Source organism: Microbacterium esteraromaticum (assembly GCF_016907315.1).
Lineage (GTDB): Bacteria > Actinomycetota > Actinomycetes > Actinomycetales > Microbacteriaceae > Microbacterium > Microbacterium esteraromaticum.
The window spans coordinates 1,174,770-1,199,557 of sequence record NZ_JAFBBS010000001.1; the positions used below are offsets into that span (position 1 = coordinate 1,174,770).

A 24,788-nucleotide genomic window follows, 5' to 3' on the forward strand; every position below is an offset into this window, starting at 1 on the left:
GTCACATCCTCTCGACGACGCGGGCTCCGAGGAGGCCGGTCGGCTTGAAAGTGAGGAACAGGATGAGGAAGGCGAACGAGAACACGTCGCGCCATTCGCCGCCGAACCACGCGGCCCCGAACGACTCGAGCAGTCCGAGCAGCAGCCCGCCGAGCATGGCACCGTAGAGGTTGCCGATGCCGCCGATCACCGCGGCCGTGAAGGCCTTCAGCCCGATGATGAAGCCCATCAGGAAGTCGATCGAGCCGTAGTAGGCGCCCGCCATCACACCAGCGGCTCCCGCGAGCGCCGAGCCGATGAAGAACACGGTCGCGATCACGCGGTTGACGTTGATGCCCATGAGCTGAGCGCCCTGCGGGTCGAGAGCGATCGCGCGCATCGCGCGGCCCTGGCGGGTGCGCTCGACGATGTGGGCGAGCACGAGCATCAGGGCTGCGGCGATCACGACGAGCACGATCTGCGCGGCCGTGATGCGCATGCCGGCGAAGGCGAACCCGCTCGATTCGAGGCGGACGGGGAAGGCCTCGGGGTTGGGGCCGAAGATCTGGCGCACGGCGTACTCGAGCGTGAACGAGACGCCGATGGCGGTGATCAGCACGGCGAGGCGAGGGCTCTTGCGCAGGGGCCGGTAGGCGACCCGCTCGATGGCGACGCCGATCAGGCCGGTGGTCACCATCGACAGCAGCAGGATCACGAGCAGCAGCGGGATCGACGACTCGTTCGAGATGCCGAAGGCGGACAGCGTCGCGAAGCCGGCGAAGGCGCCGAGCATGTAGATGTCGCCGTGCGCGAAGTTCAGCAGCTTGATGATGCCGTAGACCATGCTGTAGCCGAGCGCGACGAGGGCGTAGAACGAGCCGACGATCAGCCCGTTCCAGATGAGTTGCATCACAGGGGATGTCCTTCCGAGAAGGGGAGGCGAAGCGGGCGGGGCGACACCGTCGCCCCGCCCGGATCGGATCAGCCCTGCAGGTCGTCCTTCAGCACGAACTGGCCGGAGCCCGGATCGATGGAGACGATCACGAAGCCGCCGCCGGAGCGGGTGTGGTCGGGCATGAACGTGAGCGGCCCGCCGAGGGTCTCGAAGTCCTTCAGTCCTTCGAGCGCCTTCACGACCTTGTCGAAGTCGGTGCCCTTGGCTTCCTTCATGGCCTCGGCCACGACGTTGACGGCGTCGTACGCCTGCGTCGAGTACGGGCCGGGGTCGGCGCCCGCGAGCTTCTTGTAGTCGGCGATCCACTTGTCGGCGCCCTCGAGCATGTCGGGCGTCTGGGTGAACGTGCCGAGCACGTGCTCGGTGTATCCCTTGCCGGCGATCTCGGCGAACTTGGCGTCGACAGAGCCGTCACCGACGAGGAAGGTCCCCTCGAATCCGGCGTCCTTCGACTGGCGGGCGATGAGACCGCCCTCCTGGTAGTAGCCGGTCCAGTAGACGAGGTCGGGCTTGGCATCGGCGAGCTGCGTGGCGACCGCCGCGTAGTCGTTCTCACCGGGGGTCACGACGGCGTTGAAGTCGACGGTGAGGCCGGCCTCCTTCGCCTGCGCCTCGAACGAGTCGGCCAGGTCCTTGGCGTAGGCGGTGGCGTCGTTGATCGCGGCGACCGACTTCGCGCCCGTCTTCTGGGCGTAGGTCACCGCGGCCTCGGCCTGCTGGGTTCCCGTGCCGTTGATGAGGAAGACGCCCGGCAGCTTCTGCTTGACCAGCTCGTTCGAGATTGAGCATCGCCTCGCGCACGGGCGTCGCGCTCACCCCGAAGTCGCCGGCCAGCGTCGGCACGGTGAGAACCTGTCCTGGCGGGATCTCGCCGGACACGATGCGCGCAGAGAGGTGCGCCTCGACCTGCTCGCGCAGGCTCTCAGCGGGCGACAGCAGGGTCGCGAAGCCGCTCATCGGCTGATCCGGCAGTGGGTGGTCATGCGTCATATGGTACCCACCACCGATGTCACCACGCGGTTGCGACGGCGGCGTGGGTCTCGAGGATGCCCTCGGTGGTGCCCGCCGGAGCACGCCCGATGCCGCACTCGGTGGCCACGCCGAAAGCTGGCACGACCTTCGAGGCCGCCGCGATGCGCCGCTCGGCGCCCTCGACGCCGTCTTCACGGTGCACGAGACCCAGGTACAGCTCGCCGACCGGCACCAGTTCGGCCAGGGGAGCGTAGAACGCGTCGTCGTCGCGATCGATCGGCACGGGCAGGTGCAACCAGGTGAGGTCGCGCCGGGCACCGGAGACGACGGCATTGGCGAAGCGCACCAGGGTGCCTGCATCGCTCGGCTCGACGAAGTGCCGCTCCCCCGCGTCTCCGTAGCAGAGGTGCACGCCCGCCTCGACGTTCTCGGGCACGGCATCGACCAGGTCGACGAGCCGGGAGACCAGCCCCTCGAAGGGGTCGCCGTCCCACCACGCCTCCATCGTCCTGCCGTAACCGGAGGCGCGTTCGATGATGCCGATCTCGCTCGCGACGTCCCACTGCACGGCCAGATCATCGGCGGGGATCGCCCCGGTGATCTGCTCCAGCTCACGCAGCAGCGCGGCGGTGTACGCCGGCTCGATGGCGGCCCGGTCGTCGCCGAAGAAGAACGATCCGACCACCGCGACGACCGTGGGCAGCGAGACCTGGAAGCGAACGCCCTCGGCGATCGCGCCCTCGTCGCGCAGCCTGCGGAAGATCTCATACGACTCGATCGCCGCATCCGCGTAGCCGAGCGGGGGCAGCTGCAGAGACGACGGGTCCGCGCCGTCGGCGATGCGCAGCGGGCGGGCGTCGAGGTCGCGCAGCCATACCGGCTCGGCGCCGATCCGCTCGATCCCCTCTGCCTCGCCGAGCACATCGGGCTGGAACATGATCCAGTGGAAACGGCGCCCCACCTCGCCGTCGGGGATGCGCTTGAGTCGCGGGCCGAGCACCTCGGCCGCGGTGCGCAGGGTCTTCTCGGCGTCGTCGTAGTTCACGCTGCCGACGAGCAGCGCGCCGTGGGGCTGGGTCATGCCTCCAGCGTAGGACGAGAGGCTTTTGCCCGGCCGCGCCCGAGTCGCCGTGTGACGCCCCGGATTAGGATCGGAGTGAGACCGGATGCCCGAACGGAGAAGCGCGATGGGATTCCTCACCTCACCCGCCCTGAGCGAGACGGGCTACGTCGTGCTCGACCGCCACGATCAGGCTGGCGACCCCGCCGAGTGGCACGACCTCGAGTACGTCGGCTGGCGTTCGTCCGGCATCACCCGCTTCGCGCCTCTCGCGAGCCACGCCGGCGACGTCGAGTGCAACGGCTTCTGGAACCACACGCCTCCTCGCACCGACAAGGACGGCGTGTGGATCGCCTCGCAGGTGGCGAAAGCGCCGACCCTGCAGGCCCGCGCGCTCGAGCCGGGTGCGAACGTCGGCCGCTGCCGGGTCATCGAGCTTCAGCCGAACACCTACGCCGACGCGATCTACAACCTGCATCAGGATGACAACAACCGCCTGAACACCGACGGCACCGGCTGGGTCGTGCGGGCCTGGCTCAACCTCACCGACGACCCGGACTCGCTGCTGATCCTGCGCTCAGACCGCTTCGACCCCTCGACCGAGATCCGCCTGCCGCTGCACGCGGGCTCGCGCATCATCGTCGACACGCAGCGCTTCTGGCACGCCGTCTGGCACCGCGGATCCCAGCCGCGCTACTCCCTGATCTGCTCGTGGACCTCTGGACCCGAGCTCGATGCGTACCTGGCCGCCGGTCATGCCGACCCGCATCCGGCATCCGTCGACCTCCCCGCCGCCTTCGTGGCCGACGCGCAGGCCGAGATGCACCGGCGGATCGAAGAGCGCCGTCAGGCTTTCGAGGCGCACGGAATCGTGATGGAGCCGACCGAGTCGCTGTACAGCTGAGCTTCGGCTCGACGCGGGGTCGACGCCGTGCGCCTGCCGCGGGAATGTGCGCTTCGCGCGGACGGATAGCGCGGATTCCTCCGCGGCAGGCGTACATCTCCGCGGCAGGCGTACACCTCCGCGCGAGCGCACGGCCGCCGCGCGCTCAGGCGGTGAGCCGCAGCTGCCCGGTCGGCTGCCCGGTCGACTTCGACTTTCCGGTAGCCTTCAGCTGCCCGGCCACCTTGAGCTGCCCGGCCACCTTGAGCTGCACGGTGCACTCCTCCGGCAGCTGAGAGGCGAGCACGCACTCGGCGGCGATCGGCCCGCCGGCCTGCGTGAGCACGCCCTGCATGAGCCCCAGGTGCACCTGGCAGAGCATCGGCCGGTGCTCGGGAGCGCTGGCCGCGTGCGGGCAGGGAGTGAGGTCGACGGTCATCCGGTTCTCGTCGACGATCGGCTCGAAGCCGCTCTCCTCGAGATGCTCGACGAGAGCGTCGAGCTGGTAGGTCGCCTCGCGCCCCAGCTCGGATTCGGGCTCTGACAGGATGCTGCGCATCACGTCACCGCGGCGGGCCGCGCCCGCGATCTTCTCGCGCGCGATCGGGCTCGAGGCCTCGGGCGCGCCGGTCGCCGCGCTGTACAGGGTGCGAGGGCGTCCGCGGGTGGTGCGGTGCTCCGTCGCCTGGATGACGTAGCCGCCTTCGATCAGTCGCTGCAGGTGCTCGCGGATCGTATTCGCATGCAGTCCGGTCGCGTCGCAGAGCTCGCCGATCGTGCGCTCCGGCCGCTCCTGCACGAGATGCAGGATGCGCACGCGCGAGTAGCTGGAGATCGGTCCGTACGCGACCCCGGTGATCGACATGCCTCCATGATCCCAGAGCCGTCCTTCCGCTGCGTGAACAAGGGCCGTGAATAACCCGATCGCGCGGATAGTGTGGAGAGCATGATCGCCGCCGCCGTCGTCACCGTCTCAGACAGGTCGGCCGCCGGCGTGCGCGCCGACACCGCCGGTCCGGTCGCGGTCGCCGCGCTGCGGGAAGCGGGTTTCGCCTGCGACGACGCGCGGATCGTGCCCGACGGGGCGGATGCGGTGGAGCAGGCGCTTCGTGAACTGCTCGGCACAGGCATCCGGTTCGTCGTCACCAGCGGCGGCACCGGCGTCAGCCCCCGCGATCAGACGCCGGAGGGCACCGCGCGCGTGATCGAGCGGCAGCTGCCTGGAATCGCCGAGGAGCTGCGCCGCGCAGGTCTCGCCTCGACGCCCATGTCGATGCTGACCCGCGGCCTCGCCGGCGTCGTCGGCGAGGCCCTGATCGTCAACCTGCCCGGCTCGCCCAAGGCCGTCGCCGAGGGCATGCCGATCGTGCTGTCGACGGCTGCGCACGTGCTCAGCCAGCTCAATGGAGAGGATCACCGATGACCGTCCGCCTCGCTCGCATCACCGAGCAGCCCCTGTCGCTCGACGAGCACATCGCCGCCGTCGACAGCACGACCGCCGGCGCCGTCACGACCTTCGTCGGTCGCGTGCGCGACCACGATCCGGATGCGACGGACGCCGTCGTCGCCCTCGAGTACACCTCGCACCCTGACGCCGAGCCCGCTCTGCATCGCATCGCAGAGGCTGCGGCCGAGGGAACGGATGCCCTGGTCGCGGTCAGCCACCGCGTCGGCCATCTCGGCGTGGGCGAGGCCGCCGTCGCGATCGCCGTGGCGTCATCGCACCGCGATGAGGCGTTCACGGTGTGCCGCGAGGTCATCGAGGCCATCAAGCGCGACCTGCCGATCTGGAAGCGGCAGGTCGAGGCCGACGGCACGACGGCCTGGAAGGGCATCGGCGGCTGAGCCGCCGCCCGGCCGTCGCCGTCAGCCGCCGGCGAACGGCGGCAGGACGTCGATCGTCTTGGCTTCGGCGAGCGGGAACGCGTCATCCACGCGGGCGCCGTCGACCAGCACCGCGCACCGGTTCAGGATGCCGGTGAGCGCCGGATGCCCGGCGAGCAGCTGCTCCTTGAGCGAGCCCAGCGTCTGGGCATCCGTGGTCATGGTGTCGCTGCCGACCGCCTCCTGAGCTGCGGCGAAGAACCGCACGGTGGCCGCCATCAGGAGCCCTCACCCGGGCGGCGCCATGATCCGCTGCGGCCGCCCTCCTTGGCGGTGATGCGCAGGTTCTCGATCGACGCCGACTTGTCGACGCCCTTGATCATGTCGATCACCGAGAGCGCAGCGACCGAGACGGCGGTGAGGGCCTCCATCTCGACGCCGGTGCGGTCAGCGGTGCGCACGGTCGCCTCGATCGCCACGCCCTCGTCTTCGATCGCGAGGTCGACGACGGCGCCGTGCACCCCGATCACGTGCGCGAGCGGCAGCAGCTCGGGGGTGCGCTTGGCCGCCTGGATGCCCGCGATACGCGACACCGCGAGCACATCGCCCTTGGGCACCGAACCGTCGCGCAGCAGCTCGACGGTCGAGGCGGCGCAGCGCACGAAGCCCTTCGCCGTCGCCGCGCGGACGGTCGGGGTCTTCTCGGTGACGTCGACCATGCGAGCGTGGCCGGCGGAATCCAGGTGGGTGAAGGTCATCACAGCTCCATGACTTCGATGAGGTCGCCGGCGGAGACGCGCTCCGTCTCGGCGGGGACGATCGCGTAGGCCTCGGCTGCGCCGAGCCCCACGCTGAGGTGCGAACCGGATCCGCCTGCGGTCGCCGGGCGCACGACGGGACGGGCGGGATCGGTGCGGTCGATCACGGCGGGCAGGTACTGACGTCGGGCGGGCGGCGTGGTCCAGTCGGTGCCGGCGGGCAGCATCCGCTTCGGACGATGGATGCCGGCGGCCCCCTGCATGCGCAGCAGGGCCGGACGCACGAACACCTCGAACGAGACCGCAGCGCTCACCGGATTGCCCGGCAGTCCGAAGATCAGCATGCCGCCGGCGGCGCCGAAGCCCTGCGGCTTACCGGGCTGCATGGCGATCTTCGCGAACTCCATGCTCTCGCCGAGGCTCTGCTTGACCACCTCGTAGGCGCCGGCGCTCACGCCACCCGAGAAGACGATCACGTCGGCACCGAGTGCCCTCGCCTCGGCGACGGCGTCTGCGGGACCGTCGCCCTCGTCGTCGACGACCCGGCGCAGCACGACCTCTGCGCCCACGTCTGCCGCGAGGCCGGCGAGAAGGATGCCGTTCGACTCGGGGATCTGCCCGCGCTGCAGAGCGGTGCCGACGGGCACGAGCTCGGAGCCGGTCGAGACGATCGCGACCCGCGGGCGGGGCGCGACCTCGACGTGGGCGATGCCGGCGGATGCCAGAGCCGACAGCTGTCGCGGGCCGAGCTGCGCCCCCGCGGCGAGCACGATGTCGCCTTCGGCCGTATCGGCAGCGGTACGGCGGATGTGCATGCCGGCTGCTTTCGGAGCACGCCGCACGACGGCGGTCACGAGCGAGTCATCGAGCCCGCCTGCCGTGTCTTCGAACGGGACGATCGCGTCGACATCGCTCGGCGTCGGCGATCCGGTCATGATGCGCGCCGCCTCGCCGGGGCCGATCGCGGGATCGAGGGCGCTGCCGGCCGGGATGTCGGCGACCACGCGAAGAGTCACGGGATGCTCGGGGCTCGCGCTCTCGACATCGGCCCAGCGCACGGCGAAGCCGTCCATCGCGGAGTTGTCGAAGGCCGGCACGGAGCTCATGGCGCGCGCGTCGGATGCCAGGAACAGTCCGCGCGCGTCATCGAGCGCGACGGTGATGGGCGGTCGCTGCTGCACCTGGGTGAGCACGATATCGAGCTGCTGTTCGACGGTTCTCATGCGACTCCTTCCGCGTTCGAATCGCTCATCTTGCCGCCGTCGGCGCCGGAATGCGGCGAATCGAGCGATTCGAGACCCGTGGTCCAGGCATCCATCCCGCCGGCCAGCACGACGGCGTCGGCACCGGCGGCGCGCAGCGCGTCGGCGGCGCGGCGTGCACGGGCGCCGACCTGGCAGATGACGACGATGCGGCCGGCATCGATCGCGGCGGGATCGGCGAGCACCTGTGCGAGCGGCACGTGCTGTGCGCCGGGGATCATGCCGTCCGCGACCTCGGCGTCCTCCCGCACGTCGAGCAGTGCGGCGCCGGCGGCGATCTCGGCCTCGAGGTCCGCCACCGCGACGTGCGGTGCGCGCTCGGGCTGCGGCGCCGGCGCGGTCGCACGCGACGGGCGCAGCGGCACCTCTCCGGTCTTCGCACGCAGCGCGTCGATCACCAGCACGCGGCCCAGCAGCGGGTCGCCGATGCCGGTGATGAGCTTGATGGCCTCCATCGCCAGGATCGACCCGGCCTGCAGGCACAGCGCCCCGAAGACCCCGACGGCCGCGCACGTCGGCAGCTCGCCGACGCTGCCGGCGGGGTACAGGTCGCTCAGCACCACGGCATCCGTGCCCTGCGGCGGAGCCGACCAGAAGACGGTGATCTGCGCCGCGAACTCCTGGATCACACCCCACACCAGCGGGATGCCGAGGCGCTCGGTCACCGCGGCCACCTCGAGACGGGTCTCGAAGGTGTCGGTGCCGTCGATGACGAGGTCGGCTCCGGCGAGCAGGTCGGCGGCGTTTTCGGATGCCAGTCGCGCCCGCTTCGCGTGCACGACCGTCTCCGGTGAGAGATCGGCTGCCACGCGGACCGCGCTGTCGACCTTGGGCCGGCCGACATCGCTGCGGCGGTGCATGACCTGGCGCTGCAGGTTCGACAGTTCGACATCGTCGTCGTCGATGACGGTGATCTCGCCGATACCCGCTGCGGCGAGCGCGAGCACGACGGGGGCGCCGAGTCCGCCCGCTCCGACGACGGCGACGTGCGCTGCACGCAGGCGTCGCTGACCGATCTCGCCCAGGCCTGCGAGCACCTGGTGGCGCGCCGTGCGGGCGCTCTCGGCGTCGCTGAGGACGGCGACGGGCTCGACGAGCGGCGGAACGGGCATGGTCTGAGGCTACGGTTCTGCGCCCGCGCACGCCAGCCGCGCGACCCGGAAATCCGCATCGTGAGAATCCGCGCAGAGACTTCCGCATCTGCGGAGGAAAGAAATGGAATCCTCTGGATCTGCGGAACCCACCCGCCTAGTCTCAGGAGCATGACCTCGTACCGCATCGCCGATGCCGCCCGCCTGCTCGGCGTCAGCGATGACACCGTGCGCCGGTGGATCGATCAGCGCGCTCTGCCGGTGACCGGCGATTCTCCTACGCGCATCCCCGGCGACGCTCTCGCCGTACATGCGCAGCGCCTCGCCGAGTCGGGTGACGACGAGCGCGGGCCTCTCTCGAGCGCCCGCAACAGGTTCACCGGCCTGGTGACCCGCGTGCAGGTCGACGGGGTGATGGCGCAGGTCGACATCCAGGCCGGGCCGCATCGGGTCGTCTCGCTGCTGTCGGCCGAGGCCGTGCGCGAGCTGGCGCTCGAACCGGGATCGCTCGCGACGGCGACCATCAAGGCGACGAACGTCATCGTCGAGACCCCGCACGGAGGGCACCCGTGAGGCGAGTGGCAGCAGGGCTGCTGCTCTGCGCTCTGATGCTCAGCGGCTGCGCGGCTGGTTCCTCGCGCGGTTCGTCCGACTCCGGCGATGAGAGAGGCGGGTCCGAGACGTCGGGGGCCGCCCTTTCCGGCGACGTCACCGTCTTCGCGGCCGCCTCGCTGAGCATCGCATTCGACGAGATCGCCGAGGCGTTCGAGCAGCAGCATCCGGGGGTCGACGTGAAGCCGATCGTCTACGACGGCTCGAGCACCCTCGTCACGCAGCTGCAGGAGGGCGCCCGCGCCGACGTTCTCGCCACCGCCGATGAAGACAGCATGCAGCTGCTCGTCGACGACGGCCTGGCCTCCGGCACTCGGATCTTCGCGACGAACACCCTCGTCGTGATCACCCCTCCCGACAACCCCGGCAGCGTGACGGCCCTCTCCGACCTGTCCGACGCGGTCACCGTGCTGTGTGCGCCCGAGGTGCCGTGCGGCAAGGCGTCGTCGACGCTGCTCGACGGGGCCGGCGTCGAGGTCACGCCTGCCAGCCTCGAGCAGAACGTCACCGCCGTGCTGCAGAAGGTCGCCGCCGGCGAGGCCGACGCGGGCCTCGTCTACGCGACCGACGCGCCCCCGGCCGACGGGCCGTGCGATGCGCCGGCCGCCGAGGTCTGCAGCTTCCGGCCGGAGAACTGGCGCGACGCGGTCAACCGCTACCCGGTCACGGCGCTCGACGGCGCGAGCGAGGCCGGCGTCGCGTTCGCGGAGTTCGTACGAGGACCAGAGGCGCAGCAGATTCTCGGCGACCTCGGATTCGGGCATCCGTGACCCCCCGCGACACCGGAACCGGCGCCCCGTTCACCCTGATCGCCCCCGCGGTGCTGGGGGTGGCGCTGCTGATCCTGCCGCTCGTCGCTCTCGTCGGCCGCGCGTCGTGGGCGACGCTGTGGCAGGACATCACCTCTCCCGCCGCGCTCGACGCGCTGCGCCTGTCGGTGCTGAGCGGTCTCGGCGCGACGGCTCTCTGTCTGTTTCTTGGTCTGCCGCTCGCACTCCTGATGGCACGGTCGGGTCCGCGGCTGTCAGCCCTGCTGCGCGCTCTGGTCGCGGTGCCGCTCGTGCTGCCGCCGATGGTCGGCGGCGTGGCCCTGCTGTTCCTGTTCGGTCGCACCAGCCCCGTCGGGCGGATGCTGTCGGACGCCTTCGACGTGACCCTGCCCTTCACACCAGCCGCCGTGGTGCTGGCGCAGGCGTTCGTCGCGCTGCCGTTCCTCGTGCTGGCGGTGGAGGGCACGATCCGCAGCGTCGGCGGCCGGTACGAGCGCACCGCGGCGACGCTGGGAGCACGGCCGTGGCGAGTGCTGTGGCATGTGACCCTGCCTCTCGCCGTGCCGGGGATCGTCGTCGGCGTGATCCTGTGCTTCGCGCGGGCGATCGGCGAGTTCGGCGCGACGGCGCTGTTCGCCGGCAACGCCCCCGGCGTCACGCAGACCATGCCACTGGCGATCTACACGGCGTTCAACGGCGCGGGCACCGGTCGCGAGACCGCGGTGGCGCTGTCGATCCTGCTGCTCGCGACGGCGGTGGTCGTGCTGCTGCTGGTGCGCGCCTGGCGTCCGGGAGCATTGAAGTGAGCGCGGGGGCGACCGGCGCTCTCGATGCGCACGTCGTCGTGGCGCGCGCGTCTCTCGACGTGCGGCTGTCGCTGCAGCCGGGTGAGGTGGTGGCGGTGATGGGTCCGAGCGGGGCCGGCAAGACGACGCTGCTCGACGCGCTCTCCGGGCTCACGCACCTCGACGCCGGTCGCGTGGAGGTCGACGGGGTGGTGCTCGCGGACGCCCGCCGCCACACGCCGCCATCCCGGCGGGCGATCGGCCTGCTGGGGCAGGATCCGCTGCTCTTCCCGCACATGACCGCCGTCGGCAACATCGCGTTCGCTGCACGTTCGGCGGGGTCCTCCCGTGCCGAGGCGATGACGATCGCGCAGGAGTGGATGCCCCGCATAGGCCTCGCAGACCTCGGTGACCGTCGCCCTGATCAGCTCTCCGGCGGCCAGCGCCAGCGAGTGGCCCTGGCCCGTGCTCTCGCCGCCCGCCCTCGTCTGCTCCTGCTCGACGAGCCGTTCAGCTCTCTCGACGTGCAGGCGGCGGCTCAGCTGCGCCAGGTCGTCGGTGAGCATGTGAACGGCACGACGACGGTCATCGTCTCCCACACGCTCGCCGATGCTCAATCCCTCGCGCCCCGCCTCGTGATGCTCGAGGACGGCCGCATCACCCAGGACGGGACGCTGAGCGACGTGCTGGCGGCCCCCGCGACCCCGTTCGCCGGGGCCGTCGCCGCCACCGCCTGATCGCAGGGCGTTCCCGGAGCGAGCATCGGGAGGGACCCGCGAAGCGGGAGGGAACCCGCTCTGCGAGCGAAGGGAACGCCCCGGAGCCCGCACCCCAAACAAAGAAGCAACGTCCGCCCCCGCCAGTAGCCTGGGACCATGGCCACCCGCAGACCCGCTCCCCCCGCTTTCGCCTGCTCCGAGTGCGGGTGGACGACGGCGAAGTGGGTGGGCCGGTGTGGTGAGTGCCAGCAGTGGGGCACGGTGCAGGAGCAGGGTGCGAAGACGGGTCTGGTGAAGCAGACCGAGGCCGTCGCACCGCTGGCGAGCAGGGCCGCCCGCCCGATCACTCAGATCACGACGGCCGATGCACCGCGGCGCAGCAGCGGTGTCGGCGAGTTCGACCGGGTGCTCGGCGGGGGCATCGTGCCGGGGGCGGCGATCCTGCTGAGCGGCGAACCCGGGGTGGGCAAGTCCACGCTGCTGCTCGAGGTCGCGGCATCCACGGCTCGAACGGGCCGTCGGGTGCTGTACGCGAGTGCCGAGGAGTCGCCTGCGCAGGTGCGGCTGCGCGCCGAGCGCACGAATGCGCTGCACGACGAGCTGTATCTGGCGAGCGAGACAGATCTTGCGACGATCCTCGGGCACATCGACGAGGTCAAGCCCGATCTGGTGATCGTCGATTCGGTGCAGACGGTGGCGTCGGGCCTGATCGACGGCGCTGCGGGGCAGCCCAGCCAGGTGCGCGAGGTGGCCGCGTCGTTGATCCGCATCGCGAAGGACCGAGGGCTGCCTGTGATCCTCGTCGGCCACGTCACGAAAGACGGGCAGGTCGCGGGTCCACGGGTGCTCGAGCATCTGGTCGATGTGGTGTGCCACTTCGAGGGCGACCGTCAGACGGCGCTGCGGTTCATCCGCGCGCTGAAGAACCGGTTCGGCCCGACGGATGAGGTCGGATGCTTCGAGATGACGGGCGCGGGCATCTCGGAGGTGCCGGATCCGAGCGGGCTGTTCCTATCGCAGGGCGCCGCCGAGCCGGGCACCTGCGTGGCGATCGCGCTCGAGGGCCGGCGTGCGCTGCCGGTCGAGGTGCAGGCGCTGACGATCGAGTCGAACGCCCCGAACCCGCGACGGGTGGTGCACGGCCTCGACTCGTCACGTGTCGCGATGGTGCTGGCGATCCTCGAGCGGCGGGCGGGCATCGCGACATCGAAGCTCGACGTGTACGTCTCGACGGTGGGCGGGGTGCGCTTCACCGAGCCGGCGGCCGATCTTGCGATCGCCGTGGCGGTGGCGGGGTCGATCCGCCAGTGGTCTGTGCCGCGCACGATCGCCGCGGTGGGCGAGCTGTCGCTGGCGGGTGAGATCCGCCCGGTGACGCAGGCGACGCAACGGCGAAGCGAAGCGGCGAGGCTGGGATATCAGCAGGTGGTCGACGACCGGTCGAAGACCCTGCGCTCGGCCCTGGGCGACATTCGCTCGCGTACGACCGACCGCCGGCCCGAGGCCTCGATCCCGCCGTTCTGACCGTCTCTGCTTTTCGGCGGTCAACGTCGCAGGTCGCTGGGTCCCCCGCGGGTGCCCTTGTGCTCCTCCTCGATGAGGCGCACGTTGCGCACGGTGACCGTGTCGGCCATGAGCAGATCGAGCGAGGTCACGAACAGCCGGCCGATCTCGGCATCCGTCACGTCCGGACCGGGGATGTCGACGCGGAAACCCTGTGCCTGCAGGCCGCCGTCGTTCGAGAAGGTGACCTCGGCGTCGAAGACGGCGCGCCAGCTCATGCGTCGAGGGCCTTGAGCAGCTCGGCGGGCGGCGCCTGCATGGGGTGAGGTCCGGCGATGTCGAGGAACACGGTCGTGATCGTGTCCCGGTGCGTGGTGAGGAACGACCTCAGCCAGCTCGGCGAGTAGATGCCCACGCCCGGCGGAAGGTTGGCGGGCTTGTTCTTCGCATCGCTGAACAGCAGCAGCGCCACGTCGCCGGTGCCGGCGTCGCGATAGGTCCACACCTCACCGCTGTCGAGCGGGTTGTCACGCGCGCCGGGCTTGATCAGCGGCACCACCGTGTTGCCATTGCGCAGCGCGAGGGCGACAGCAGCCATGTCCTGCTTCTCGAGCGCCTGAGCGAGTGCCTCTGAGCGGAAGTCCTGCGGTGCGGGCTTCTTGCTGCCCGGCTTCTTCTTCGCCATGACACCAGCCTATGAGTGGGGCCCTCTCGAATCCTCCATTGGGGACTGGGGAACTCGAGAGGGCCCTCCGGCTCTCGGATGCGGTTGATTGTCGAAGCGCTGGGGACGCTGGTATCGACACCACTGGGGATGGCTTGACCGCATCAGATCTGAGAACCTCTACCCATGGTATCCCAAAATATCGGTTGCGTCAGCCTAAAACCGGAATTTCTCCGAACGGTTTGCGACAGATCTGTTCGCTAGCGCAGCAGGAACTGCTTGGGCTGAGCGCTCGCGAACCCGCCGATCGACACCATCACATGGTACGAAGCGCCGCCGCCCGGGGCCCGCGGCCTGTTCTTCTCGGCGCAGGTCTCCTTCGACGACCTCGTGCGGTCCCAGACCACCGGAGTCGAGCTGGTGACCGACGCACCTGCCTCGAGCGTCACGATCATGTCCGAGGGCTCGGACTGGCAGTCGGTCGAGTTCCACCACACGTCCGAGCCGCTGGTGATCGTGAACTTCTGCGTGCTCGATCCGACGTTCATCGTGCAGTCCTGGGCACTCGTGTTCTTGAGCGCGATCGACAGCTTCGGCAGTTGTCCCGCGGCGTAGGCGTCGGCATCGGTCACCGCGGTGACCGTGACGTCCGCAGCCGTGCACGCGACGATCGCCGGAGACTCCGACGGGTCAGGGCTCGGGCTGGGATCGACGCTCTCCGCTGTCGAGGGGCTCGGCTCCCCCGCATCCGGAATCGCCGTCTGACCACCCGAGGGGTCGGCAGGGGCTGCATCCGACCAGGGCTGGGCGATCGCGAGCCACACGCCGCCACCGATGGCGGCGAGCACGAGCACGAGGATCAGCAGCACCGCGAGCCGGCGGCGACGGTAGACGGCGGCTGACTGACGGGGCATGACTCCAGGCTAATTCAGGTGCTTGATCATCCTCGTGTTGCCGAGCGTGTTCGGCTTGACATGGGCGAGGTCGAGGAACTCCTCGACGCCCGCGTCACCGCTGCGCAGCAGCTGCGAGTACACATCCGCGTCGACGACCTGCTCGCCGATCGGCTCGAACCCGCGGCGCGAGAAGAAGTCGGTCTCGAAGGTGAGGCAGAACAGACGGGTGAGGCCCAGCTGGCGTGCGCGGTGCTCGAGATCGGTGACGATCGCTCGTCCGACGCCGTGACGCAGATAGTCGTCGCGCACGAGCAGGGTGCGCACCTCGCCGAGGTCTTCCCACATGACGTGCAGGGCACCGCAGCCGATCAGCTCGCCGTCGGCTTCGGCGACCACGAACTCCTGAACGGCGCCGTAGAGCACCGCCAGATCCTTGCCGAGCAGGATGCGCTGGTCGACGAGCGGCTCCAGCAGGGAGTGGATGCCGAGGATGTCGGTGCTGCGCGCAGCGCGGACGATGAAGTCGCTCACCCTTCCAGCGTAGGGCCGGAACGCGGCCGAGCATGGGAAAGGCCCGGATGCCTGGCATCCGGGCCTATCCCGATCCGTCTCAGCCGATCAGCCTGCCGCGAGGTCTGGCGTGGTCGAGATGCCGCCGCCGGTGTTGACGCCGACCGACACCTTCTCGCCGCGCGGAGCGTGCTCGAACGCGAACTTGCCGTCGACGACGTCGACCTTCACGTGGTCGCCGGTGTTCAGCTGGCCGTGCAGGATGCGCTCGGAGAGCTGGTCCTCGATCTCACGCTGCATGGCGCGACGCAGCGGTCGGGCGCCGAGGGCCGGGTCGAACCCGATGTCGATGAGCTTGTCCTTCGCGGCATCCGACAGCTCGACGGTCATGTCGCGGTCGAGCAGGCGGTCGCCCAGCTGCTTGACGAACAGGCCGACGATCTGGCGCAGCTCGTCCTTGTTCAGCTGCGGGAAGACGATGATGTCATCGAGGCGGTTGAGGAACTCGGGCTTGAAGTGGCGCTTGAGCTCTTCGTCGACCTTGCCCTTCATGCGCTCGTACGTCGTCTGCGAGTTGCCCTCGAGCTGGAAGCCGACCGGGCCACCGGCGATCGCCGACGAGCCGAGGTTGGTCGTCATGATGATCACGGTGTTCTTGAAGTCGACGATGCGTCCCTGACCGTCGGTCAGGCGACCCTCTTCGAGGATCTGCAGCAGCGAGTTGAAGATGTCGGGGTGCGCCTTCTCGATCTCGTCGAACAGCACGACCGAGAACGGCTTGCGGCGCACCTTCTCGGTGAGCTGGCCGCCCTCTTCGAATCCGACGAATCCGGGAGGGGCTCCGAACAGGCGCGAGACGGTGTGCTTCTCACCGAACTCCGACATGTCGAGCGAGATGAGGGCAGCCTCGTCGTCGAACAGGAACTCGGCGAGAGCCTTGGCGAGCTCGGTCTTTCCGACGCCGGTGGGGCCGGCGAAGATGAACGAGCCGCTGGGGCGCTTCGGGTCCTTGAGGCCGGCGCGCTGGCGACGGATCGTGCGGCTGAGCGCGGCGATCGCCTCTTCCTGCCCGATGACGCGCTGGTGCAGCGCCTTCTCCATGAAGACGAGTCGGCTCGACTCCTCTTCGGTGAGCTTGAAGACGGGGATGCCGGTGGCCTGAGCCAGTACCTCTGCGATCAGTCCCTCGTCGACGACCGCCTGGGTCGCGACGTCGCCCGAGCGCCACTGCTTCTCGAGGCGCAGACGCTCACCGAGCAGCTCCTTCTCCTGGTCGCGCAGGGCTGCGGCCTTCTCGAAGTCCTGCTCCTCGGAGGCCGCCTCCTTGTCCTGACGGACCTTCGCGATCTTCTCGTCGAACTCACGAAGCTCGGGCGGGGAGGAGAGGATGCTGAGGCGCAGACGCGCGCCGGCCTCGTCGATCAGATCGATGGCCTTGTCGGGCAGGAACCGGTCGGAGACGTAGCGGTCGGCCAGGTTGGCCGCGGCGACGATCGCACCGTCGGTGATCTGCACCTTGTGGTGCGCCTCGTAGCGGTCGCGCAGGCCCTTGAGGATGTTGATCGCATGCGGCAGGGTCGGCTCGTTCACCTGCACCGGCTGGAAGCGGCGCTCGAGAGCGGCATCCTTCTCGAAGTACTTGCGGTACTCGTCGAGCGTGGTCGCACCGATGGTCTGCAGCTCGCCGCGCGCGAGCAGCGGCTTGAGGATGCTCGCGGCGTCGATCGCGCCTTCCGCCGCGCCGGCGCCGACGAGGGTGTGGATCTCGTCGATGAAGACGATGATGTCGCCGCGGGTGCGGATCTCCTTCGTGACCTTCTTCAGGCGCTCCTCGAAGTCTCCGCGGTAGCGGGAGCCGGCGATGAGCGAGCCGAGGTCGAGCGAGTAGAGCTGCTTGTCCTTGAGCGTCTCGGGGACGTTGCCCTTGACGATCGCCTGCGCGAGACCCTCGACGACGGCGGTCTTGCCGACGCCGGGCTCGCCGATGAGGACGGGGTTGTTCTTCGAGCGGCGCGAGAGGATCTGCATGACCCGCTCGGCCTCTTTCTCGCGGCCGATCACCGGGTCGAGCTTGCCGTCGCGGGCAGCCTGGGTGAGGTTGCGGCCGAACTGGTCGAGCACCTGCGATCCGCCCTGGGCGGCCTGCTGGTTCTCGTTGGTGGTCGCGCCGACCGCGGCGGTCTCGCGCCCCGGTGCACCCGAGAGCAGCTGGATGACCTGCTGGCGCACCTTGTTGAGGTCGGCGCCGAGCTTGACGAGCACCTGGGCTGCGACACCCTCGCCCTCGCGGATGAGACCGAGCAGGATGTGCTCGGTGCCGATGTAGTTGTGGCCGAGCTGCAGCGCTTCGCGCAGGCTCAGCTCGAGCACCTTCTTCGCGCGGGGCGTGAAGGGGATGTGGCCGGTCGGCTGCTGCTGACCCTGGCCGATGATGTCCTGAACCTGCTCGCGAACGGCGTCGAGGGAGATGCCGAGGCTCTCAAGGGCCTTGGCGGCGACACCTTCGCCCTCGTGGATGAGGCCGAGCAGGATGTGCTCGGTGCCGATGTAGTTGTGGTTGAGCATCTTCGCCTCTTCTTGGGCGAGGACGACCACTCGGCGGGCTCGGTCGGTGAATCTCTCGAACATGCTGTGACTCCTTTTCGCGCGGGGCGAAGCGGCGGTGGCGCCGTGTACATCGAGAGTAACGACCGCGACGGGCAGGAATGCCCGTGTTCGCCGTCGGCATACCGACTGGCCGCCATAGCGTTCGGGCAGCCGGAACGAGGGGGGTTCGAGCGCCGGTTGACGTGGTTATCGATTTTCGTTATGTTAACGACAAGCGATAACAACGACTATCGATATACCCCGGAGTGAGCCATGGACAACAGGGAGAGCGCTGCCGATACGGCGCGCACGCTGAGCAGAGGAGACACGATCAGCCTCGCGCTGTTCGTCATCGCCGGGGTGGGCATCGCCGCCTGGACGGCGTGGAATGTGGCGGCCCGGATCGCCGAGCTGGCCGGAGGCGGAGCCGTCCAGGTGCTGGTCGAGTTCCTCGACACGACGGCGGATGCCCGGATCGGCGAGACCACGCTGCCGGTCGAGCTCGATCGAGGAGCCATCACCGTGGAAGGGCTCGGGACGATGGGCACCGTGTCGGGCATCCTCGGGCAGCTCGCGTTCGGGCTCACGGTGATCGTGGTCGTCGCCTGCCTGATCACGCTGAGCCGGAACATCCTGCGCGGACGCGTCTTCAGCAAAACGAACACGCGCATCGTCGCCATCGGCGGCGGTGTGGGCCTGGTGGGGGCCGCCGCTGCGCACTTCTTCGACAACATGCTCTCGAATGCCGCGATGGCGCAGGCGGTGGAGGGCCCCTTCGACACGGCCGTCATATCGATCGAGCCGTTCACCTTCGTGCTCGCCGCGTTCGCGATCGCCGTGGTCGGCTCGGTGTTCGTCGTCGGCGACCGCCTGCAGAAGGACACGGAAGGGCTCGTCTGATGGCGATCGGCTTCGGGCTCGCTGCGATCGCGGTGATCGCGCTCATGCTCCTCGCGGTCGCCGTCTTCCTCTGGATGCTCGGCCGGGGGCTGCTCGGCAACGGCGAGCGGGCGATGCTCGCGACCGAGCGGCTCGCCTGGGCGGCGGTGGCCGTCTTCGTGGGAACCGCGGTGATCGGCGCGATCGTCGACCTCACGTCTCCCGAGGTGACGATGGAGCTGCCGGTGATGAACGTCTGGCCGCTGCCGCTGCCCGACGTGCAGGTCGAGGCGGGCGATGCCACTGTCCGGTCGGCCGGCATGGCGTTGGCGCAGATGACACTCGAGGGCGTCTCGACTGCGGCGCGCGCGCTCTGGGCTGCCGGCCAGGCGCTGAGCCTGCTGCTTCCCGCGACGGTCGCCCTGCTGGTGGCACTCGCCCTGCGCGAGGTCCGCACCGGTGCGCCGTTCTCTCGCGTGATGCTGCGGATGACCACAGTGTCTGCGGCAGCGATCCTGGTCGCCGGGATGGGCGCCCCGATACTGCGCGGCATCTCGGGGTCGATGGCATCGCATGAGGCCCTGAGCCTGGGGGGAGCATCGTGGACCGGGTATCCGGACGAATGGATGCCCATGGACCAGCTCCCCGAGCCGACCGTCTTCGTGCAGTGGGACTTCTGGCCGATCGGAGTGGCCGCCGGCCTGCTGGTGCTCGGTGCCATACTGCGGATGGGGCGGCGCCTGCAGAAGGATACGGAGGGCTTGGTGTGATGCAGCTCTTCCGTGGCGCACTTCCGTGGCGAGTCTCGCTCCTTCCGTCGCCTCTCGTTGCCATCGGACTCGCTGCGATCGCTATCGGGGAGCCGGCATGACTCCGGCCGAGACGGACGACGAGTTCACGGGCATCCACTGCCGGCTCGACGAGCTGCTCGCCGAGCGCGGGATGACGCTGACCGAACTGAGCGCGAAGGTCGGCGTGAGCATCGTCAACCTGTCCGTCCTGAAGAACGACCGCGCGCGGGCGATCCGCTACTCGACCCTGCGGGCGGTGTGCGAGGCGCTCGAGTGCGAGGTGGGCGACCTGCTGGTGCTCGCCGAGCGCGGCTAGCCCCACTGCCTCGAGACAAGCGGGGTGAATTCTACCGGCACTTATACCCGGGCACACTGACCCTGGCACATGTGACGGATATTCATGACGCTTGTCAGGTGTCCCGCGTTCCCTCCCCCGCCGCCGCTCGCATCGGCGAGCTGATCGCGGGCGAGCGGGTGCGCCGGGGCCTCACGCAAGACGACCTCGCCCACCTCACGCGCATCGACTCGTCGAACATCCGCGGCTATGAGAAGGGCCGCGCCCTGATGGGCATCCCGACGCTGGTGCGCATCGCGGACGCGCTGAAGATGGACCCGGGGATGCTGCTCGAGGGAGTCACCGTCGACATGTTCCCTGCACCGGCCGAAGACGGCCGCCGCCGCGCCTGAGCCCGCGTCGCCGGATGGCCCCCCTCCGACGCGATGGCGCAGGCCAGGCGCACGTCATCCTTCGTCACACACATTCACGGGAATAGGACGTTCCGCTTAGCGTTGACCCCACGTGACGCGCACTCCGCGCAGACAATTGGAGTCCCCTTGAGCACCTCTTCCTCAACCGCGCGCGCCCAGAAGGCGCCCGACACCCGAAGCCCCGCACGCAAGCTGCTGACCTCGTTCGGGTTCCAGATCATCGCCGCCCTCGTCCTGGGCATCGGCGTCGGACTGATCGCCGTCTCGCTGGGCGCAGGCCCCGAGACCCCGACGGTGCTGTCCGACACCCTCGACCGCATCGGCAGCTCGTACGTGACGCTGCTGCGCGCCGCGGTCGTGCCGCTGATCTTCACCGCGATCGTCGCGAGCATCTCCAACCTGCGACGCGTGCAGAATGCCGCGCGTCTCGCTGGTCAGACGATCCTCTGGTTCGGCATCACGGCATTCATCGCGGTGATCATCGGCATCACCCTCGGCCTGGTCATCCAGCCGGGCGCGAAGGCCGGCGAAGGCCTCGAGACCGGCGACCCCTACACGGTCGGCACGTGGTGGAACTTCCTGCTGGGCCTGATCCCGCAGAACTTCCTCGGCCTGACGGTCTCGACGAACCCCGGCCCTGTCGAGGGAACCCTCGTCTCGAACGTCGGCTTCAACGTCCTGCAGGTCATCGTGGTCGCGGCCGTCGTCGGCATCGCAGCGCTCAAGGCCGGCAAGAAGGCGGAGCCCTTCCTCGCCTTCACCGAGTCGCTGCTCAAGGTCATCCAGCGCGTGCTGTGGTGGATCATCCGCATCGCCCCGATCGGCACCTTCGGCCTCATCGGCGCCGCGGTCGTCAAGTACGGCTGGGACAAGCTGACCTCGCTCGCCTGGTTCGCCGCCGCGATCTACATCGGCCTCGCGCTCGTGATCTTCGTGGTCTACCCGATCCTCGTGCGCGTGCACGGCCTGTCGATCAAGCAGTACTTCTCGGGCGTCTGGCCCGCCGTGCAGCTGGCCTTCGTCAGCCGCTCGTCGATCGGCACCCTGCCCCTCACCGAGCGCGTCACCGAGCGCAATCTGGGCGTCCCCCGCGGTTACGCCTCGTTCGCCGTGCCGCTCGGCGCCACCACCAAGATGGACGGCTGCGCCGCCATCTACCCCGCGATCGCGGCCATCTTCGTCGCGCAGTTCTTCGACATCCAGCTGAGCTTCATCCAGTACCTGCTCATCGTGATCGTCTCGGTCGTCGGCTCGGCTGCGACCGCCGGCACCACGGGCGCCGTCGTGATGCTGACGCTCACCCTGTCGACCCTCGGCCTGCCGCTCGAGGGCGTCGGACTGCTGCTCGCCATCGACCCGATCCTCGACATGGGCCGCACCGCGGTCAACGTCGCAGGCCAGGCCCTGGTTCCCACGATCGTCGCCAAGCGCGAGGGCATCCTCGACGAGGAGCTCTACAACGCCCCGCGCAACGGTCTGCCGTTCGCCGAGGACATCGACGACGCGGATGCCGCTGAGCCGGAAGCCACGAAGGAGCCGGCCGGCACCCGCTGACCCTCCCGTTCATCCAGAGAGCGCCTCGCCCCTTCCGGGGCGGGGCGCTTTCGGCATCCGGATGCCCGATCGCGCCGTGCGCGGCGGGAGTCACTCTTCCCGACGCTTCTCCTCGAGCTCCCTCCGCAGGTCTCCGTTCTCGTCTTCGAGATCGAGCAGCCTGCCGATGCCGGCGAGGTTCACCCCGGCATCCCGCAGCTCGGCGACCCGGCGCAGGCGGTCGATGTCGTCGTCGCTGTACCGCCTCGTGCCGCCGTCGCTGCGGAACGGCGTGAGCAGGCCGCGCCGCTCGTAGAGCCGCAGCGTCGCCTCGGGGACGTCGGCGAGGTCGGCGGCGACGGCGATCCCGTACAGCGGTGTTGCAGCGTCACGGTCGGTCATCGGGCATCCATTCTCGGCACTTGAGATCTGTACGTGTTGGAGTTATAAATATACATCGACAGATGCAGATTTCCTGCATCACCATCCGCAGAGCTGCCGAAAGGCGGCCCATAGTGAGAGGAGAACACCATGGCTATGACCCTCGACCCGATCAGTCAGCTCGATCGATTCGCCGCGAGCGTGCTGGACTCCGTTCGCGCCCCGCGTGTGATGCCCGTCGACCTCTGCCGCGACGGCGACCGCTATGTCCTGCATGCCGATATCCCCGGCGCCGATCCCGGATCGATCGACGTCGACCTCGACGGCTCGCAGCTGTCGATCCGCGCGCAGCGCACCGCCGACACCGGCGAGGGCATGCGCTGGATCGCCCGCGAGCGCGGAACCGGCACCTACTTCCGCCAGTTCACGCTCGGCGACGGCGTCGACCTCGACCGCATCAGCGCCTCGTACGACAGCGGCGTGCTCTCGGTGATCATCCCGGTCAGCGAGCGCGCGAAGCCGCGGCGCATCCAGGTCGAGTCGACCGACGCCCGCGAGGCGATCAGCGCCTGATCAGCCGCGGGGAGCGCCCGGTCGCGTCTGCGGGCGCTCCCCGCATCCCCGTCCTTTCAGGAAAGGAGCACCATGTCTCTCTCGATGTCGCTGCAGCGCTTCCTCGCCGGAATGGAGTTCCCCGCCACGAAAGACGACCTCGTTCGTGAGGCCATGCGCGACGGACTCGATTCCGACGACATCCGGATGCTGATGCAGCTCGATCACGACAGCTACGACGCGCGCTGGCAGGTGCGCCTCTCGTTGGTCGCTTCCGCCGACTCGGCCCTCGTCGCGGCCTGACCGCGGCGCCATCGCTCGACTCGGCGGGCAGCCCCGATCCGAGGTGAGCGTCGTCAGGTGCGCAGCGCGATCCTGGTATCGAGGGCCAGTTCCTCGGCATCCATCGCCGCGATCAGCTCGTGCATGACCTCCTCGCTGAGGTTGCCGGCACGACGCTCCTCGAGCAGCAGCTGCCGCCGCACCGCCAGCCACCCCTTCGCCAGGGCCGTGAACTGCTCGGCGGTGGGCCGCAGCGGCTGGTCGCCCCCACCTCTCTCGGTGCCGGGCTTCTCGGCCCCTGACTGCTCCGCGTCGGACTGCACCCGCACGAGCCGCTTCGCGTAGGCGTCGAAGGCGGGCAGCCGCTCCTCGCCGTGCTCGGCGGCCCATTCGCGGCGCATCCCCCGCAGGTACGCCTTGCCTGCCTCACGGCTGCGCTCGCGCACCGCCGCGAGCTGCCTGGCATCCTCCTGCTGCTCGCGGTCGTCGACGACTCCCAGCGTGCGGATCAGCCACGGCAGCGTCAGCCCCTGCAGCAGAAGGGTTCCGACGGTCACGACGAAGGCGACGACGACGATCGCGTGCGCGGCAGCGCCGTCCATGCCCGCGAGGTCGGCTGCGGCGAGCGCCGTCGCGAGCGTCACCACGCCGCGCATTCCGGCCCACGAGATCACCGCGTTGTCACGCCACGAGAGCCGCGTCTCTGCGAGGCGATGACGCAGCTGCTCCTCGCTGAGCGGGTGCCGGCTCAGACGGCCCGTACGGCCCGGACGGCCCGCGTGGACGGCATCCGGATGCATGGCGGCGATCCGCTTCCACCGACGCAATCGCATCCTCGTCCACCACTGGCCCCACGCGTGCGCGGGATAGACGAACAGCGGCCGCACGACCAGCACCGCCGCCAGCACGACGGCCGAGAGCAGCACGACGCCGCCCACCTCGCCATCCTTCAGATCGGCGATCACCCTGGGCAGCTGCAGCCCGATGTACGCGAACACGAACGACTCGAGAAGGAAGTCGGCAGACAGCCACAGCGGCGCCTCCTGCTGACGGGTCGCGTAGCTCGTCTTCGGTGCGTTGAAGCCGACGAACAGACCCATCGCGACGACCGCGAGGACCCCCGAGCCCAGCAGCTGCTCCGCGATCGCGTATGCACCGAAGGGCGCGAGCAGCCCGAAGGTGCCGTTCACGACAGGATCCGCCACGCGCATGCGCAGCCCGTGCAGCACCGCTCCGAAGGCGAGACCCACTGCCACGCCGACGAGCACGGCCACGAAGAACTGCCCGACGCCGCCGGCCAGCGTCACGGTCGCACCGGCCACGATCGCGGCGAAGACCCGGTACATCGTCAGCGAGGTCGCGTCATTGATCAGGCTCTCCCCCGACAGCACGGTCATCACGCGCCTCGGCAGGCCGAGCCGGCGTCCGATGGCGGCGGCGGACACGGCATCCGGAGGTGCGACGATCGCTCCGAGCAGCAGCGCGCCCGGCAGGGTCAGCTCCGGCATGATCCACCACGCCAGCAGCCCGACGACGCCCGCCGTGACCACCACCAGGCCGACTCCCAGCCGCCGGATCTGCGGCATGGCCCTCCTGAAGCTCAGGAACGACACGTCGAGCGCCGCCGAGTACAGCAGCGGCGGCAGCACGATGTTGAGCAGCACGTGACCGTCGATCGCGACGTCGGGCACGAACGGAAGGAAAGAGGCCAGCAGCGCGACGACCGTCACCAGCAGAGGTGCGGGCCACCCCTTCCAGCGGGCGACGGCCGCGACCGCCACGGCACCGACGACGATGAAGAAGATGCTGGACTCCATGCCAGGAGGCTACGCC

General features: G+C 69.6%; 30 protein-coding genes and 1 pseudogene. 15 read left to right on the forward strand and 16 right to left on the reverse strand.

Going from position 1 to position 24,788, the window contains the following annotated elements; all coding sequences use genetic code 11:
* Position 1 precedes the first annotated feature (1 nt).
* From JOE67_RS05860 to JOE67_RS05875, 4 genes and pseudogenes are all read right to left on the reverse strand, one after another.
* Positions 2–889, reverse strand: coding sequence for a branched-chain amino acid ABC transporter permease (locus JOE67_RS05860; RefSeq protein WP_204976726.1), 888 nt, complete (start codon positions 887–889; stop codon positions 2–4).
* Positions 890–960: 71 nt separating this feature from the next.
* Positions 961–1,635, reverse strand: a complete 675-nt coding sequence (locus JOE67_RS05865) for a branched-chain amino acid ABC transporter substrate-binding protein (protein WP_420827637.1) — start codon at positions 1,633–1,635, stop codon at positions 961–963.
* Between the two features lie 61 nt (positions 1,636–1,696).
* A pseudogene (locus tag JOE67_RS05870) lies at positions 1,697–1,924 on the reverse strand (GntR family transcriptional regulator); the annotation flags it as partial.
* 19 nt (positions 1,925–1,943) lie between these two features.
* Positions 1,944–2,987, reverse strand: coding sequence for a uroporphyrinogen decarboxylase/cobalamine-independent methonine synthase family protein (locus JOE67_RS05875; RefSeq protein WP_204974563.1), 1,044 nt, complete (start codon positions 2,985–2,987; stop codon positions 1,944–1,946).
* Between the two features lie 106 nt (positions 2,988–3,093).
* Here JOE67_RS05875 and JOE67_RS05880 point away from each other — a divergent pair, with 106 nt between their 5' ends.
* On the forward strand, positions 3,094–3,870 hold the full coding sequence (locus JOE67_RS05880; protein WP_204974564.1) for a hypothetical protein: 777 nt from the start codon (positions 3,094–3,096) through the stop codon (positions 3,868–3,870).
* Between the two features lie 145 nt (positions 3,871–4,015).
* Here the strand turns inward: JOE67_RS05880 and JOE67_RS05885 are convergent, their stop codons facing one another.
* Complete coding sequence (locus tag JOE67_RS05885; protein ID WP_204974565.1) at positions 4,016–4,714, reverse strand: helix-turn-helix transcriptional regulator; 699 nt, start codon at positions 4,712–4,714, stop codon at positions 4,016–4,018.
* Between the two features lie 81 nt (positions 4,715–4,795).
* On the opposite strand from JOE67_RS05885, the gene JOE67_RS05890 reads away from it, so the two are divergent.
* Positions 4,796–5,272 carry a MogA/MoaB family molybdenum cofactor biosynthesis protein gene (locus tag JOE67_RS05890; RefSeq protein ID WP_204974566.1) on the forward strand — a complete coding sequence of 159 codons (477 nt, stop codon included), beginning with the start codon at positions 4,796–4,798 and terminating at the stop codon, positions 5,270–5,272.
* The gene (locus JOE67_RS05895) at positions 5,269–5,694 is read left to right on the forward strand and encodes a molybdenum cofactor biosynthesis protein MoaE (RefSeq protein ID WP_204974567.1); all 426 of its coding nucleotides are present in this window, start codon (positions 5,269–5,271) and stop codon (positions 5,692–5,694) included. Before JOE67_RS05890 ends, JOE67_RS05895 begins: the two co-directional genes overlap by 4 nt.
* A gap of 21 nt (positions 5,695–5,715) precedes the next feature.
* On the opposite strand, the gene JOE67_RS05900 is transcribed toward JOE67_RS05895, so the two are convergent.
* Genes JOE67_RS05900 through JOE67_RS05915 form a run of 4 tightly spaced genes read right to left on the reverse strand, consistent with a single transcriptional unit; the run spans position 5,716 to position 8,805 of the window.
* Positions 5,716–5,952 carry a MoaD/ThiS family protein gene (locus JOE67_RS05900; protein ID WP_204974568.1) on the reverse strand — a complete coding sequence of 79 codons (237 nt, stop codon included), beginning with the start codon at positions 5,950–5,952 and terminating at the stop codon, positions 5,716–5,718.
* The gene (gene moaC / locus JOE67_RS05905) at positions 5,952–6,431 is read right to left on the reverse strand and encodes a cyclic pyranopterin monophosphate synthase MoaC (protein WP_204974569.1); all 480 of its coding nucleotides are present in this window, start codon (positions 6,429–6,431) and stop codon (positions 5,952–5,954) included. Before moaC ends, JOE67_RS05900 begins: the two co-directional genes overlap by 1 nt.
* Positions 6,431–7,654, reverse strand: a complete 1,224-nt coding sequence (locus JOE67_RS05910; protein WP_204974570.1) for a molybdopterin molybdotransferase MoeA — start codon at positions 7,652–7,654, stop codon at positions 6,431–6,433. Before JOE67_RS05910 ends, moaC begins: the two co-directional genes overlap by 1 nt.
* A complete protein-coding gene (locus JOE67_RS05915) occupies positions 7,651–8,805 on the reverse strand; it encodes a ThiF family adenylyltransferase (protein WP_204974571.1) in 1,155 nt (384 codons plus the stop codon). Before JOE67_RS05915 ends, JOE67_RS05910 begins: the two co-directional genes overlap by 4 nt.
* A 150-nt stretch (positions 8,806–8,955) precedes the next feature.
* On the opposite strand from JOE67_RS05915, the gene JOE67_RS05920 reads away from it, so the two are divergent.
* From JOE67_RS05920 to radA, 5 genes are all read left to right on the forward strand, one after another.
* A complete protein-coding gene (locus JOE67_RS05920) occupies positions 8,956–9,357 on the forward strand; it encodes a TOBE domain-containing protein (RefSeq protein ID WP_204974572.1) in 402 nt (133 codons plus the stop codon).
* Entirely contained in the window at positions 9,354–10,166 is an 813-nt protein-coding gene (gene modA / locus JOE67_RS05925) for a molybdate ABC transporter substrate-binding protein (RefSeq protein WP_338041516.1), read from the forward strand. The genes JOE67_RS05920 and modA overlap by 4 nt, the downstream gene beginning before the upstream one ends.
* Positions 10,163–10,972, forward strand: a complete 810-nt coding sequence (locus JOE67_RS05930) for an ABC transporter permease (protein WP_204974573.1) — start codon at positions 10,163–10,165, stop codon at positions 10,970–10,972. Before modA ends, JOE67_RS05930 begins: the two co-directional genes overlap by 4 nt.
* The gene (locus JOE67_RS05935; RefSeq protein WP_204974574.1) at positions 10,969–11,688 is read left to right on the forward strand and encodes an ATP-binding cassette domain-containing protein; all 720 of its coding nucleotides are present in this window, start codon (positions 10,969–10,971) and stop codon (positions 11,686–11,688) included. Before JOE67_RS05930 ends, JOE67_RS05935 begins: the two co-directional genes overlap by 4 nt.
* Before the next feature lie 138 nt (positions 11,689–11,826).
* Positions 11,827–13,194: a DNA repair protein RadA gene (radA, locus tag JOE67_RS05940; RefSeq protein ID WP_204974575.1), complete on the forward strand. Its 1,368-nt coding sequence runs from the start codon at positions 11,827–11,829 to the stop codon at positions 13,192–13,194.
* 20 nt (positions 13,195–13,214) lie between these two features.
* Here the strand turns inward: radA and JOE67_RS05945 are convergent, their stop codons facing one another.
* From JOE67_RS05945 to JOE67_RS05965, 5 genes are all read right to left on the reverse strand, one after another.
* Entirely contained in the window at positions 13,215–13,451 is a 237-nt protein-coding gene (locus JOE67_RS05945; RefSeq protein ID WP_204974576.1) for a hypothetical protein, read from the reverse strand.
* The gene (locus tag JOE67_RS05950) at positions 13,448–13,858 is read right to left on the reverse strand and encodes a dehydrogenase (RefSeq protein ID WP_204974577.1); all 411 of its coding nucleotides are present in this window, start codon (positions 13,856–13,858) and stop codon (positions 13,448–13,450) included. The genes JOE67_RS05945 and JOE67_RS05950 overlap by 4 nt, the downstream gene beginning before the upstream one ends.
* 239 nt (positions 13,859–14,097) lie before the next feature.
* Positions 14,098–14,751, reverse strand: coding sequence for a hypothetical protein (locus JOE67_RS05955; RefSeq protein ID WP_204974578.1), 654 nt, complete (start codon positions 14,749–14,751; stop codon positions 14,098–14,100).
* 9 nt (positions 14,752–14,760) lie between these two features.
* Entirely contained in the window at positions 14,761–15,264 is a 504-nt protein-coding gene (locus JOE67_RS05960; protein WP_204974579.1) for an amino-acid N-acetyltransferase, read from the reverse strand.
* An 87-nt stretch (positions 15,265–15,351) separates the two neighbouring features.
* Entirely contained in the window at positions 15,352–17,871 is a 2,520-nt protein-coding gene (locus JOE67_RS05965) for an ATP-dependent Clp protease ATP-binding subunit (protein ID WP_204974580.1), read from the reverse strand.
* Between the two features lie 231 nt (positions 17,872–18,102).
* Here JOE67_RS05965 and JOE67_RS05970 point away from each other — a divergent pair, with 231 nt between their 5' ends.
* The 5 genes from JOE67_RS05970 to JOE67_RS05990 all read left to right on the forward strand — a co-directional run bounded on the left by JOE67_RS05970 (position 18,103) and on the right by JOE67_RS05990 (position 21,761).
* A complete protein-coding gene (locus JOE67_RS05970) occupies positions 18,103–18,729 on the forward strand; it encodes a DUF2975 domain-containing protein (protein WP_204974581.1) in 627 nt (208 codons plus the stop codon).
* Complete coding sequence (locus tag JOE67_RS05975; protein ID WP_204974582.1) at positions 18,729–19,478, forward strand: hypothetical protein; 750 nt, start codon at positions 18,729–18,731, stop codon at positions 19,476–19,478. The genes JOE67_RS05970 and JOE67_RS05975 overlap by 1 nt, the downstream gene beginning before the upstream one ends.
* A gap of 97 nt (positions 19,479–19,575) precedes the next feature.
* Entirely contained in the window at positions 19,576–19,815 is a 240-nt protein-coding gene (locus JOE67_RS05980) for a helix-turn-helix domain-containing protein (protein WP_204974583.1), read from the forward strand.
* 98 nt (positions 19,816–19,913) lie between these two features.
* On the forward strand, positions 19,914–20,186 hold the full coding sequence (locus JOE67_RS05985; protein ID WP_204974584.1) for a helix-turn-helix domain-containing protein: 273 nt from the start codon (positions 19,914–19,916) through the stop codon (positions 20,184–20,186).
* Positions 20,187–20,333: 147 nt separating this feature from the next.
* A complete protein-coding gene (locus JOE67_RS05990) occupies positions 20,334–21,761 on the forward strand; it encodes a dicarboxylate/amino acid:cation symporter (protein ID WP_204974585.1) in 1,428 nt (475 codons plus the stop codon).
* A gap of 90 nt (positions 21,762–21,851) precedes the next feature.
* On the opposite strand, the gene JOE67_RS05995 is transcribed toward JOE67_RS05990, so the two are convergent.
* Positions 21,852–22,142: a MerR family transcriptional regulator gene (locus JOE67_RS05995; RefSeq protein WP_204974586.1), complete on the reverse strand. Its 291-nt coding sequence runs from the start codon at positions 22,140–22,142 to the stop codon at positions 21,852–21,854.
* Positions 22,143–22,271: 129 nt separating this feature from the next.
* On the opposite strand from JOE67_RS05995, the gene JOE67_RS06000 reads away from it, so the two are divergent.
* Positions 22,272–22,694, forward strand: a complete 423-nt coding sequence (locus JOE67_RS06000) for an Hsp20/alpha crystallin family protein (protein ID WP_204974587.1) — start codon at positions 22,272–22,274, stop codon at positions 22,692–22,694.
* A gap of 72 nt (positions 22,695–22,766) precedes the next feature.
* The gene (locus JOE67_RS06005; RefSeq protein ID WP_204974588.1) at positions 22,767–22,976 is read left to right on the forward strand and encodes a DUF2795 domain-containing protein; all 210 of its coding nucleotides are present in this window, start codon (positions 22,767–22,769) and stop codon (positions 22,974–22,976) included.
* Between the two features lie 53 nt (positions 22,977–23,029).
* On the opposite strand, the gene JOE67_RS06010 is transcribed toward JOE67_RS06005, so the two are convergent.
* On the reverse strand, positions 23,030–24,772 hold the full coding sequence (locus JOE67_RS06010; protein ID WP_204974589.1) for a cation:proton antiporter: 1,743 nt from the start codon (positions 24,770–24,772) through the stop codon (positions 23,030–23,032).
* Between the last annotated feature and the right edge of the window lie 16 nt (positions 24,773–24,788).